Raw genomic sequence first — 12,395 nt, 5'->3', positions numbered from 1 at the left:
AAAAGCCCCTCGTGTGAGGGGCTCTGAGGGAGGGAACTTAACGGTCCCAGCGATCACGATGATGGTGGTGATGTTCCCAGCGCTCTTCGCGGTACTCGCGGTAGTAAGGACGGGCCGGTTCAACGTACACCACGCGCGGCGGCGGGGCGTAGTAGCGTGGCGCCGGTTCGTAGTAGACCGGGGCAGGCTCATAGTAGACCGGGGCGGGCTGCGAGTACACACGGGTCTCCACGTAGCGGTCACCGCGGCCGCGATTGTAGTAGCGATCATTGGTATTGATGCTGTTGCCCACCGCCGCGCCAACCAGGCCGCCGACGATGGCGCCATCGCGGCCACCGGCACTGTGGCCGACGGCGGCGCCGACCACGGCACCGGCTACCGTGTTGAAATCACGGTCGCCTGCGTAGGCCGACGACGATACTGCTGCTGCGGCCAGTAACGCTACACCCATAAATTTTTTGCTCAACATGGTATTTCCCCTTGCCGTGGCCCGGATCGGAATGATACGTCGGCCAGTGACTCCACTATATAGCCTGGACGCCGATACACCACGTCTTATACACATGCTTACAAACCGGCCATTCCGGTAATGGCTTGTTACATTTGCGCCCTGAGTGCTTCCCACTCTGGGCGCAGCAGGCTGAATACCTGCACATCCTGGTAGCGGCCATTGATGAAAAAGCTCTGGCGCAGCGTGCCTTCGGCGCTGAAGCCGCATTTTTGCGCCACGCGGATCGAGGCCACGTTCTCCGGCGCCGTCAACAGCTCGAGCCGGTGGAACTGGTGGACCTTGAACAGATAATCGACCAGCATGCGGCATGCTTCGGTCACGTAACCGCGTCCGGCCAGCTTGGGGTCGAACAGGCGGTAGCCGATTTCACGCGTGACCGGCGTGCGGCTTTTGAAGTGCGTGATGACGCCGACGATGTGGTGCAGGCTGTCCTCGATGACAAACAGCTCGCTGTCGTCGCTGACGAAACCGTTTTGCGCGAACTCCTTGCGCATCGTTTCCGGCGACTTGAAGTGGGTGGAGAAGTGGTCGCCGCGCGACGGCAAGTCGTTGACCAGCGCGATGAAGGTGTTCAGGTCGGCGGTCAGCAGGTGGCGCACGGTGCAGAGTGAACCCTTGAGCATAAACGCTTTCTTCGCATGGTTGAAGGTTCATGGTAGTGCAACGGCCATAACAAATCAACATTGATGACAAGATCTCTACGATAGGTTATCGTTTAGATCGTTCTTGCAACTCACCACTCTACATCCATAGGAAAAGCATGAAATCCGCCTTCAAGTCCCCGTTGTCCCTGACCGTCCTTGCCGCGCTGTCCGTGTCGGCCAGCGCCTTGTTGAGCGTTGGCGCCATTGCCGCTCCAGCCAACGATCCGGCCACCCTGGCCCAGATCCGCGACAGCGCGATGAAGAGCGACTGGGCCTACGAGCGCCTGGCCGACCTGACCGATCTGGTCGGGCCGCGCCTGTCCGGTTCCGCGGGCGCCGCGGCGGCGGTGGAGCAGGTGGCGGCCGCCATGCGCAAGCTGGGCGCCAAGGTCACGCTGCAAGCGGTCAAGGTGCCGCACTGGGTGCGCGGCGTGGAGACAGCGGAACTGGTCGATTACAACGGCCGGCCGGCCGGCATCACGCAGAAGATCGTGCTGACGGCGCTGGGCGGTTCCGGCGCCACGTCCGCCACCGGCCTGACCGCGCCGGTGCTGGTGGTGCGCAGCCTGGAGGAGTTGAAAGCCAAGGCGGCCCAGGTGAAGGGCAGCATCGTGCTGGTGGACGTGGCGTTCGACCAGGAGATGGCCGATCGCGGCCACGCCGGCGCGGCCTACGGTCCGGGCGCGGGCTTCCGCTATATCGGTCCCAAGATGGCGGCGGAGCTGGGCGCGGCGGCGGCGCTGGTGCGCTCTGTCGGCGGCGCCAACTTCCGCATTCCGCACACCGGCGTGACCGGCCTGGTCGACGGCGCGCGCATTCCCGCCGCCGCCATCACCACCGAGGACGTGCTGCTGCTGGACCGCCTGCTGGCGCGCGGTCCGGTCAAGATGCACCTGACGCTGACCCCGCAAACCCTGCCGGACGCCGACAGCTTCAACGTCATCGCCGACTGGCCGGGCAGCGACAAGGCCGATGAAGTGGTGGTCGTCTCCGGCCACCTCGATTCGTGGGACCTGGCCACCGGCGCCAACGACGACGGCACCGGCGTGGCCGGCGCCATGGGCGTGATCGAGACGTTGAAGAAGCTGGACCTGCATCCGCGCCGCACCATCCGCGTGATCGCCTGGATGAACGAGGAAAACGGCACCCGTGGCGGCAAGGCCTACTTTGAAGCGAACAAGGGCAAGCTGGACAAGCACTTCGCCGCCATCGAGTCGGACAGCGGCGGTGGCCGTCCGTTCGGCTTTATCGGCAGCGTGACGCCGCCGATGGTGAAGTACTTCGCGCCGCTGAAGGACGCGCTGGCGCCGATCGGCGCCGGCCAGTTCGAGCGCCGCGATATCACCGGCCCGACCGATACCGGCCCGTTGGAGCGCGCCGGCGTGCCGGTGTTCGAGCCGATGGTCGATTCGTCGGCCTACTTCAACTACCACCACACGCCGGCCGACACGCTGGACAAGGTCAGCCCGCTGGAATTGAAGCGCCATGTGGCGGTGATGACCTCGCTGAGCTGGTTCCTGGCGAATATGGAGCAGCCGATCGGCCGCACCGCGCACCAGGACAGCGAGGATTGATGGGGCAGGCGCGCAGCGCATCCGTGCGCGGCGCGCCTGGCGCTTCGTGATAGTCTGTTTGCTTATCGAGGAGAGCGTCATGGACAAGATGCATTACAAGGGCTGGGAGATCGTGCCGACCGCGTTACCGACCACCGACCGCCGCTGGACCGCCAGCTGCGACATCGAGCGCGCCGGCGCGGATGGGGTGGAGGTGTTCGAGGGCGCCACCATGCAGTTCATGCGCGACACCGAAGACGAAGCCATCGCCGCCGCCTGCGACGAGGCGATCCGCCAGATCGACAATATCATTGCCAATCCGCTGGTCAGGCTGGCTTGAGGCGGTGTTCAGGACGGGTAAAAAATCTTTGCGGCCAGCCCCAGCAGGAATAAGACAACGGTGAACTGGGTGCCCATGATCCAGCGAGCGATGTAGCGGAATTCAGAACGGAGGTCTTTGATCTGAGAGGCTTGCTCATCCATCCGTCTATCAAGCTCCTTGAGACTCAGTTCGACTTGATCTAAACGTAGGGTTACTTGTTTGAAGCGCAGGTTTGTTTCTTCCTGGCTTAGGGTAAATCGTTGGTCCATGTATTGCCGAAGATCGGCGATCTGAACTGCTTGGGCATCGAGTCGGCCCAAGATGATGTCGGTCTCGACCTTTTGCCGACGCAGCTCGGCCAATTGTGTATCGACAAGTTTGAATCGATCGTTCATGTCAGTCCTCAGCGCAGCGACCGTTGCAACGCTGCTGTCGGATATGGCCTCAAGTTTTGCGATGCGCTCTTCCATAGGTGTTAGACCTGTTGGGTTTGGATTTGGTTCTCCTCATTAGCCTGATTGCCGCCATCTGATGAATTTGCTAGTATGCAAGTCAGATGAAATCACGCCGCTACCCAGAACAAATCGCCTTGCTGCCGTATATCGGCAAATGGACCTTCATCGCGGGCCTGATCGCGCTGCTCAGCGGGACCGCATCGGCCTTCTTCCTGTTCGCGCTGGACCGCGCCACCGCCTGGCGCGAAGCGCATGCCTGGATCGTCTGGCTGCTGCCGCTGGCCGGCTTCGCGGTCGGCTGGGTGTACCTCACACTGGGCAGCAGCGTCGAAGCGGGCAACAACCTGCTGATCGACGAAATCCACGATCCCAAGAAAGTCGTCCCGCTGCGCATGGCGCCGCTGGTGTTGATCGGCACCGTGATCTCGCACTTGTTCGGCGCCTCGGTCGGCCGCGAAGGCACGGCCGTGCAGATGGGCGGCACGCTGGCCGACCAGCTCACCCACGTGTTCCGCCTGCGCCACGCCGAGCGCCGCATCCTGCTCATGGCCGGCATCAGCGCCGGTTTCGCATCCGTGTTCGGCACGCCGCTGGCCGGCGCCATCTTCGGCCTGGAAGTGCTGGCCATCGGCCGCCTGCGCTACGACGCCATCTTCCCCTGCATGGTGGCGGCCATCGTCGCCGACCAGGTGGGCATGGCCTGGGGTGTGCATCACACTCATTACGCGATGAGCGGCGTCGTGGCGATCGGCTTCTGGAGCATGGCCGCCGTGCTGGTGGCCGGCATCGCGTTCGGCCTGACCGGCATGTTGTTCGCCAAGTCCACGCACGCCGCGTCGTCCTTCATGAAGCGCCATGTGGCGTATGCGCCGTTGCGTCCATTGATCGGCGGCGCGCTGGTGGCGCTGGCGGTGTGGATGGTCGGCACGCGCCACATTGGCCTCGGCATCCCGGTGATGGTCGAGGCGTTCCAGCAGCCGCTGGCGCCCTGGGATTTCTTCGGCAAGTTCGCGTTCACCGTGGCCTCGCTGGGCAGCGGCTTCAAAGGCGGCGAGGTGACGCCGCTGTTCTACATCGGCGCGACGCTGGGCAATACGCTGGCGCCGCTGCTGCATCTTCCATTCGCGATGCTGGCGGGGATAGGCTTCGTCGCGGTGTTCGCCGGCGCGGCCAACACGCCGTTGGCGTCGACCATCATGGCGATCGAATTATTCGGTCCGCAGATCGGGCCCTACGCGGCGCTGGCGTGCGTGGTGGCGTATCTGTTCTCCGGCCACACAGGCATCTACCGCGCGCAGAAGGTCGGCACCCTCAAGCACCGCCTGCCGCCGGTGGCGCGCGACCGCGAGCCGCCGGCCTAGATAGTGCCTACTGCTGCTGGTCCCGCGCCAGATCGATAGGTGCGACCGCCGGCGCCGGATGCCAGTTCTCTTTCGGGATCACATGCGGCGTGGCCGGCTCGCGCGTGAAGTGCGGTGACGTGATCTGCACGCCGAATTCATTGAACACGTCGACGATGTACTGGTGCAGTTGATTCAGCACCTCGGCGCGGCGCCGTGGTGTTTCCACGGTGGCGTAGGCCACCAGCCGGTATTCCACGTAAAAGTCCGACAGGCCGATCTGCATTACGTAGGGCTTGGGCGTGGCGGCGATGTCCTCGGTCCTGGCGGCCGCCAGCTCCAGCATGGCGTGCACCTGGCGCCAAGGCGTGTCGTAGCCGATGGTGACGGTGGTGTCGAGCACAAAGCCGGTGCCGGCGTGCGCGCGCGAGTAGTTCTTGGTGGTGTTGGACAGCACCCAGGCGTTGGGCATGGTGATCTCTTCACCGAGGCCGGTGCGCAGGCGCGTTTCGAACATGCCCAGTTCGACCACCGTGCCTTCCGATTCTCCGATGCGCACGTATTCGCCTTTGCGCAGCGAGCGCGCGTACATCAGGATCAAGCCGCTGGCGCCCTGGCCGACGATGCTGGAGGCGCCGATCGACACCATCAAACCCACCAGCACCGACACACCCTGGAACGCCGCAGTATGCGCGCCGGGCAGGTAAGGGTAGGCCATCGCCAGCGCGAACAGCCAGATCACCACGTTCAGGATGCGGCGCGTGGGCGTGGCGGTGTCTCGATCGAGCCAGGCGATTTGCAGCTCGCCGGATTCCACGCGTTGGAATACCGAGGCGGCAGTCAGCATCACCAGGCGCGCGATGGCGGCGATGACGGCCACCAGCACCAGGCCAGGCAGCGCTTCGATGATGCCCTGGGCGACGCTGGTGGCGACGTCGATCAGATAGTCCTGCAGGCGTTCGCCCCAGCTGCGCGAGTAGGGGATTTTGCCCATCACGAAGGCCAACCAGAGATAGGTCGCCATCAGGCGCAGGCCCCAGATCAACAGGTTGACCAACTGGCGCATGAAGGCCACGTAGTGCTCGGCGTCGAGGATGCGCACGTTCTTGAGTTTGACCTGGCCGAGGCGGCGGCTGATGGCCTGGGTCGAGCGCTTGCCCACCCAGCGGTGCATCTGGCGCAGGCCGTGCAGAATCAGGGCGTATGCAAGCGTGGCAGCCGCGCACAGGGCTGCTGCGATGAGCAGGTAGCGCGGGCTGGCTTGCTCGCGGCGTTCCAGCAGGGCCTTGCCGAGGGTTGCCGCGCTTTCGCTGGCGACGCTGTCGGTGGTGTCGCCGGCCAGCGGGTTGATGTCGGCGGGTGTGACCAGGAACAGCAGGGCGCCGTCCAGCATCACTTGCGTGCCTTCGGCGATAGGACGGGTGCCGGGCTGCTGCGGGCCATTGCGGGCCAACGCGGCGTCCAGGCGCTTGCGTGCGCCCTCGGCGCGTTCCTCCGGCGGGTAGCCGGTCAGCACTGAGCGGAATACGAAGATGGTGCGGTTGGCGAAGACCAGTTTGGCCGGCGCTGGCGGGGTTGACGGCGTGCCGGATTGGGGTGCGGGGAGGGTGTCGGCAGCGGTTGCAAAACACTGGAGCATCACCAACAGCATCGCAACGAGCAGGCGGCGTAAAACGGTCATGACTATCCTTGGGACGTAGATATTGGCAATGGTGCCATGTTATCGGATTTGACAGTTGCCGGTATGGCAGTTATGGCGGGTTCGTGGCATAATTGCGGGCTGTTTCGCTCCGATGGTGAAATTGGTAGACACTGGAGACTTAAAATCTCCCGCCGCAAGGCGTGCCGGTTCGATTCCGGCTCGGAGCACCAGTCCGCTTTTTTGATAAAGATCATAAAACGCCATAAAGCCTTGTAAATCAGGGGTTTATGGCGTTTTTTGTTTGTGGGAAATCACACAAACGTGCGCTTAAGACCTCTGTTTTCTGCTACGCTTTACACAAAATTTACACACGTTTTACACATCTCAGCAGCTATGGCCAGCTACAGCAAATCCGGTAAGGGCTGGCGTGCTTCGGTTGCGGTGCGGGGCACGCGGGACACCAAGAAAAAATTGATCGTCGAACAACCCACATTTACGAAGACATCGCACGAGTGGATCAACTCAAACGGGCGATGCGTCTCATCGCCCAGCCGCTTGGCTTGCTAACCCTTATGCTGATGCAGGGCGGTGATGGTCGCACTGGCTTTGGCCACCTCCTCGGCGTATAGTGCGGTCGCCAATTGCAGCACGTCCGGCACGGCGGTATCAGGATGGCCACCGGGGAAGGGCGGCTGTGGGTCATATTCCACCAACAGTTGCAGCGTTCTGGCGAATGGCTCGCCGCAGAGTAGTGCAGCCAGCGTCAGGCCAAAATCCATCCCCGCCGTCACGCCGCCACCGGTGATGCGGTTGCGGTCCCGCACCACGCGCGCGTCCACCGGCGTTGCCCCCAATTGCGCCAGCAGAGGGCGCACGGCCCAATGCGACGTCGCCTGGTAGCCCTGCAACAGGCCCGCTGCGGCCAGCAATAGTGAGCCAGTACAGACACTTGTGATCCATGTGGCGCGCGTTCCGCGATCGGCCAGGAAGGTCGTGATCTCCCGGTCTTCCAGCAGGGGCCAGGTGGCGGCCTTGCTGCCGCCGACGAAAAGGACATCCAGCTTGGCAGGGCACTGATCGAGCGTGCAGGTGGGCAGGATGGTCATGCCGCTGTCGGACAATACCGGCTCGAGCGTCTTCCAGACCAGATGTACCCGCGCGCCTGGCAAATTGGAAAAGACCAATTGGGGAGCGACCATGTCGAGTGCAGTCATGCCTGGGTAGATCAGCATACCGATTTCTAGTGTGGAGGGTATCGTTTGATTCATGGTTGTCTTTCTATGATGGTGGGTTGATATCAATTTATTCAAGAAGCAGTGCGGCTTGGGCGCCGCTCAGGGCAGCGCATCTGTAGCGGGAGCTGTGGCGGTGGAAATCAGGCCGGAGTGCACAGCGATGCGCTCGCCGTGACGGTTGTACCAGTAGCTGCGCGGCGTTTCACCGCGCCATTTCGGATCAATCACATAGCGTAGCTGCGCGGCCGGTGCGTCGCCATACGCCCAACTGCCGCCGCGAATACCTAGTTGTGCGAGTCGCGCGCGTATCGCTTCCGCATTGCCCGGTTGTGACAATGCGTCGGTCGATAGTGTGACGACTTCCAGGCCATCGTCCTGTTGCTGTGCCGCGGCCAGATTGGCGATGCTGGCCTGGCAATAGCTGCAATCGAGCGACCAGATGATCAGCACAAAGGGCTTGCCCGCCTCGCTGGTCAGGATGTGCGCCATGCCGTCGCTCTCGAATGACAATGGCGGGGGACTGGCGCTGGCCGTGCCGGCAACCAGGATCGCTAACGTCAACAGTAAAGGCCTGATCATTTAGGTAGGCTCCAGCGTAAAGGTTTGTATGCGGCTTTCCTGGCTGCGCCATACCAGCACGATACCGCGCGGGCCACTGGCCAGATGCGGCTGGTCGGCGTCGCTCGTGGTGCTCGACAGCGTGCGCTCGGTCCAGGTCGCACCGCCGTCGTAGGAATTCCGGCTCAGCAGCTCAGTGGCGCTACCGTTGAACTGGGTCCACGCGAGGGCGATGTGACGACCCGCAACCGCGACGTCCGCATGTGCGGCTTGCTCGCTGCCCAGCCTCTCTGGCGTGCCCAGCGCACCGTCGGCATTCTGGCTGGCGTAGAACAAGCCGCCTCCATCGGCGTTGCCGCTGAACCAGGTTTGGTGGCGTCGGCCGTCCTCCCCGATTGCCAGCGCCGGCCCCTGATGCGGGCAGGCGTCGAGCGTCCAATTGTCGAAGCTGGCGCGCTGCGGCGCAGCCGGTTTGCCGTCCGGTGTCAGCATGGTCAGTGCATGATCGCGGATGTTGGGCGCGAAGACGTGACGCCACAGCAGCAACGGCTGGCCGGCGCCGTCGGTGGCGATCGCGCTGCGGCAGCATTCGCAGGCATGGTCGGTGATCTTGTAGTCGCCCTTGAAGCTGCGCCCGCCGTCTTGCGAGACGGCGTAGTACAACGCCGCACCGGCGTAGGTGGTGCCGTTTGCCCGTGCCGCCTGCTGGTCGCGCTTATCGATCCAGGCGATGAAGACACGACCAGCGTGATCGACCGCCATCGACGCAAAGCCGTGGGTGATGACGTCGTGGTTCTGGTGCACCGTGATGGCGCCGCTGAAGTGGAGGCCGCCGTCGTCGGAGCGCAGGAAGCGCAATTCGGAGGTGTGCGGCGCGGCCAACGGATGGCTGTAGCTCAAGTAGATCTGGCCTTGTGCACCAAAGGCGATACGGGGTCGTTCATCGCCGCTGGCGACCACGGTTTCGTGGCTGACCGTCTGCGGTGTTGTCCAGTGGCGCCCCTGGTCGTCCGAGGATTGCAGCACCAGCTGTTCTCCGTCGGCGGTGGTCGCCTTGCTGGCCAGCCAAAGGCGGCCCTGGGCGTCCATCGCCACGGCGCTGCCGAGGTCCGATGCCTTGTGCTGCGTCGCGTGCGCTGCCGGATCGTGGGCCTCGGTCACTGCGCACAGCAGCAGCGTGGACAGGCCCAGGCCTTGCAGCCATTGGGTGAAGCTCTTGGTCGGTGTCATAAGGTACTCCCGTTTGGTTGGATCAACGCAGGTCGAATTGCAGTTCTGCGATCAGGGTGCGTTGGGTGTAGGGGTGGTAGGCCCAGTAGCGTTTGTTGCCCAGGTTATCGATGCCGACCGACGCGCTCCACTGCCGATCCAGCCGGTAGCGCAGCCGCACGTCGGTCACGCAATAGCTACTGACGCCGGTATAGCTGGAGCCGTTTGGATCGCTGTTGTCGAGCGTGCCGTATTGCTTGCCACTGTAGCGCGCGCCCAACGTGGCGGACCAGTTGTCGTTAGGGTGATAGCTCGCCAGCAGGGTGGCGCGTCGGCTCGGCACGCGTGGCTGTTCCTTGCCGATGCTGGCCGGGAAGCGCGTGTTGTCGATGATGCGCGAATGGGTGGCGGTGATACTGCCGCTCAGGTCGAAGCCACGCCACAGGAGGTCGGTGGCTTGCGCCGCCAGTTCCAGTCCGCTGGTGCGTATCAGGTCGATGTTCTGGATGTTGGTCACGTTCGGAATGACGGTCACGTCTTTCTGCGAATACAGGGCGTCGCGGGTGCGTTCATGGAACAAGGTGGCGCGCAGCGAACCGCTGTCGAGCCGGTGCTCGGCAGTCAATTCGCCGGTCCAGGACTTTTCCGCTTTCAGATTGGGATCGTTGTTGACCAGCGTGTCGTCGACGATGGCGCCCTGGTACAACTCGGCGACCGTCGGGAATCGCACTGCGCGGCCTAGCGAGGCCTGCACGTTCCAGTCCTGGGTCAGTGCATGGGCCAGCGCCAGCTTCGGCGAGAAGGCGGTGTCGCGGCGTTCGCCGAAGCGCTTGGCCGATTGTGCATTGGCGATGTCGCCGTCGAAGGCGTGCCATTGCTCCAGTCGCCCACCCAGTGTGGTTTTCCACTGGTCTGCGAAGCGCCAGGTGTCCTGCGCATACACGCTCTCCAGGCGCGTATCGCCGTCGTAGCGCGACAGGAAACCAGCGGCGCCGCCACCGCTCCATTCGGTGCTGGACGACACCAGCGTGCGCAGGCGGAAGGCATCCCGTTGCACACCAAAATCGACCACGTGGCTGCCGTCAGGATTGGGGCGCCAGATGCCTTTGGCGGCCAGTGTGTTCCAGCCGCTGCCGCTCATGTCGGTCAGTGTGCCGGCCTTGGCGCCGATGGTGCCGTCGGTCAGCACGGTCGGCGTACGCACCAGGTCGCGGTGGTAGTCGTAGGCGCTGGCGGCCAATTCCCAGTCCCATTCCCCTTTACTGTGGCTCTTCAGCGAGATCCCTTGCATCCAGTGTTCCAGCGCTCCCTTCGACGGCGCGAAGTCCGACGGCGTGAGGGTGTACCGGCGGCCATCGATGTTGACCTGGCCGCTGCTGATGGTGTTGCCCGCGCCGTCGCGCAGATAGGACTCGGCGTGGCGATCCGCCTCGTTGTTCCACCAGCCCAAGGTGTAGTTGGCGCGCAGCGTCGGCGTCAGATCGTAGCTGAGTTTGACCTTGGCATGGTCTTGTACAGTGTGGATCTGGTTGGTTGCGCCCAGTACCAGCCAGTCGCGGTTGGACGGATTACGGTCGGCGATGGCGCCGCTGACCGGCGTACCGCCCTTGCCGCCGGCCACGCCGTCGGTGAGCAGGCGGGTGGCGAAGGCGATCGGCTGGCCGTCGTTTTCGAGCCGGCTCAAGCTGAGCCACCAGGCCAGCTTGCCGCTGCGGTCGCCGACCGAGACACTGCCGTTGTGGCCGCGGAAATCGCGGTCGGTGGCGTACTGGCGGAAGTCTTGGCCGAAGGCCGCAACACGGGCGTGGACCTCCAGTGCAGTTGGCATGCGGGTCAGATAATCGACCACCGCGCCCACCGAGTTGCCAGGATAGGCCGCCGAGAACGGGCCATACAGCACGTCGACGCGTTCGATTTCATCCGGGGTCACCAGGCCCCAGCGTGGGGTATAGACAGCGCCGTTGCCGAGTAGGTTGGATAGCAAGATGCCGTCCGCATAGACCAAGGATCGGGCGCTGTTGCCGGTTCCCGAGGCGCGGCTGGCGAGCACCGCATGGTCGTAGTCGCCGATGTAACGTTTGCGGACGTTCAGGCTGGGAAAGTATTTGAGCGCATCCTCGGCATCGGTGGCATTGATGGTTTGTTCGAGTTGCGCGGCGGTGATGCCTTCGATGGTGGTCGGTATCTGGGTCGGCAGCGAAGTAGGGCGGCCGCCGTTGATCGTCACCATAGCCAGTTGTGCGGGCGCCGCCGGCGCGTCTTCAGCCCATGCCTGCTGGACTTGAAGGGCCATGGCGCTTAGCAGGAGAATGCCGCCGACGCGGCGGGACGATAGGTTGTGTGTGGATGACGACATGGAAAATCCTTCAGCATTTTTTGCAATGTTTTTTTGGGGCGAGTTTTTCCCTGGCCCCGGTGGGGCCAACTGGACGCTCTGCGACATGGGACGGTGTATCAGGCCGCGATCGGCGGCCCGCGTGGGCTGGACTTGAGGCTAAGTGGACTGGAAACTATCGTGCGGCCCGGCAGCGGGCGTGTGCGTGACAGACCGGCGTGCACTGGCGTCGACAGCGCCCTCAGCGATGGCAGCGGCGGCAGCGGCGTCGGTCCGAGGCATTGCTGGCAGTCGTCGATCTGCATGATGCCGCCCGGCGCCGAGGGTATGCGCTTGAGCGGAGCCACGCTGCCGGGAGCGCGGCAAATATCCTGCGCTGCGTCAGGCGTGGCTTGGGCGTGCACCGCATGCAGCAGGGTGGGGGTGCCCAGGTTGAACAGGAGCGCAAGACTCGCGATCCAGAACATCAACCCCTGCTTATTCAGTAAATTACCCATGCATTAATTATAGTTTTCGAGCCGTCTTTTAACAAGCATTTTATTTACTTCTTTAAGTGGGTTTTCGGAGGAGATGAAAAAAGCCCGACGCTGG

General features: G+C 63.5%; 12 protein-coding genes and 1 tRNA gene. 4 read left to right on the top strand and 9 right to left on the bottom strand.

Annotation, left to right across the window (positions count from 1 at the left end; genetic code table 11):
* Positions 1–37 precede the first annotated feature (37 nt).
* Positions 38–451, bottom strand: a complete 414-nt coding sequence (locus AC07OK_RS23160; RefSeq protein ID WP_494692496.1) for a glycine zipper domain-containing protein — start codon at positions 449–451, stop codon at positions 38–40.
* A gap of 146 nt (positions 452–597) precedes the next feature.
* Entirely contained in the window at positions 598–1,134 is a 537-nt protein-coding gene (locus tag AC07OK_RS23155; RefSeq protein ID WP_494692495.1) for a GNAT family N-acetyltransferase, read from the bottom strand.
* 137 nt (positions 1,135–1,271) lie between these two features.
* Between AC07OK_RS23155 and AC07OK_RS23150 the strand changes: the two genes are divergently transcribed.
* The gene (locus AC07OK_RS23150) at positions 1,272–2,729 is read left to right on the top strand and encodes a M20/M25/M40 family metallo-hydrolase (protein ID WP_494692494.1); all 1,458 of its coding nucleotides are present in this window, start codon (positions 1,272–1,274) and stop codon (positions 2,727–2,729) included.
* 79 nt (positions 2,730–2,808) lie between these two features.
* Positions 2,809–3,048 (top strand): hypothetical protein, encoded by a 240-nt coding sequence (locus AC07OK_RS23145; RefSeq protein WP_494692493.1) that lies wholly within the window; start codon positions 2,809–2,811, stop codon positions 3,046–3,048.
* An 8-nt stretch (positions 3,049–3,056) separates the two neighbouring features.
* Here the strand turns inward: AC07OK_RS23145 and AC07OK_RS23140 are convergent, their stop codons facing one another.
* Positions 3,057–3,500: a hypothetical protein gene (locus tag AC07OK_RS23140; RefSeq protein ID WP_494692492.1), complete on the bottom strand. Its 444-nt coding sequence runs from the start codon at positions 3,498–3,500 to the stop codon at positions 3,057–3,059.
* Between the two features lie 86 nt (positions 3,501–3,586).
* On the opposite strand from AC07OK_RS23140, the gene AC07OK_RS23135 reads away from it, so the two are divergent.
* The gene (locus AC07OK_RS23135) at positions 3,587–4,846 is read left to right on the top strand and encodes a voltage-gated chloride channel family protein (RefSeq protein WP_494692491.1); all 1,260 of its coding nucleotides are present in this window, start codon (positions 3,587–3,589) and stop codon (positions 4,844–4,846) included.
* 7 nt (positions 4,847–4,853) lie between these two features.
* Here AC07OK_RS23135 and AC07OK_RS23130 read toward each other — a convergent pair whose 3' ends face one another.
* Entirely contained in the window at positions 4,854–6,506 is a 1,653-nt protein-coding gene (locus AC07OK_RS23130) for a mechanosensitive ion channel family protein (RefSeq protein ID WP_494692490.1), read from the bottom strand.
* A 106-nt stretch (positions 6,507–6,612) separates the two neighbouring features.
* Between AC07OK_RS23130 and AC07OK_RS23125 the strand changes: the two genes are divergently transcribed.
* Positions 6,613–6,697: transfer RNA gene (locus AC07OK_RS23125), tRNA-Leu, on the top strand.
* Between the two features lie 333 nt (positions 6,698–7,030).
* Here AC07OK_RS23125 and AC07OK_RS23120 read toward each other — a convergent pair.
* The 5 genes from AC07OK_RS23120 to AC07OK_RS23100 form a co-directional block, all read right to left on the bottom strand.
* On the bottom strand, positions 7,031–7,699 hold the full coding sequence (locus tag AC07OK_RS23120) for a DJ-1/PfpI family protein (protein WP_494692489.1): 669 nt from the start codon (positions 7,697–7,699) through the stop codon (positions 7,031–7,033).
* Between the two features lie 102 nt (positions 7,700–7,801).
* On the bottom strand, positions 7,802–8,263 hold the full coding sequence (locus AC07OK_RS23115) for a TlpA family protein disulfide reductase (RefSeq protein WP_494692488.1): 462 nt from the start codon (positions 8,261–8,263) through the stop codon (positions 7,802–7,804).
* A gap of 18 nt (positions 8,264–8,281) precedes the next feature.
* Positions 8,282–9,490, bottom strand: a complete 1,209-nt coding sequence (locus AC07OK_RS23110; RefSeq protein ID WP_494692487.1) for a sialidase family protein — start codon at positions 9,488–9,490, stop codon at positions 8,282–8,284.
* 22 nt (positions 9,491–9,512) lie between these two features.
* Complete coding sequence (locus tag AC07OK_RS23105) at positions 9,513–11,762, bottom strand: TonB-dependent receptor (protein ID WP_494692486.1); 2,250 nt, start codon at positions 11,760–11,762, stop codon at positions 9,513–9,515.
* 161 nt (positions 11,763–11,923) lie between these two features.
* Positions 11,924–12,301: a DUF2946 family protein gene (locus AC07OK_RS23100; protein ID WP_494692485.1), complete on the bottom strand. Its 378-nt coding sequence runs from the start codon at positions 12,299–12,301 to the stop codon at positions 11,924–11,926.
* Positions 12,302–12,395 lie beyond the last annotated feature (94 nt).

The sequence above is a fragment of the Duganella sp. GW821-FHT07G03 genome (assembly GCF_059418605.1).
Note: the sequence above shows the minus strand (reverse complement) of the source record. Positions and strands in the feature narration are given on the sequence as shown.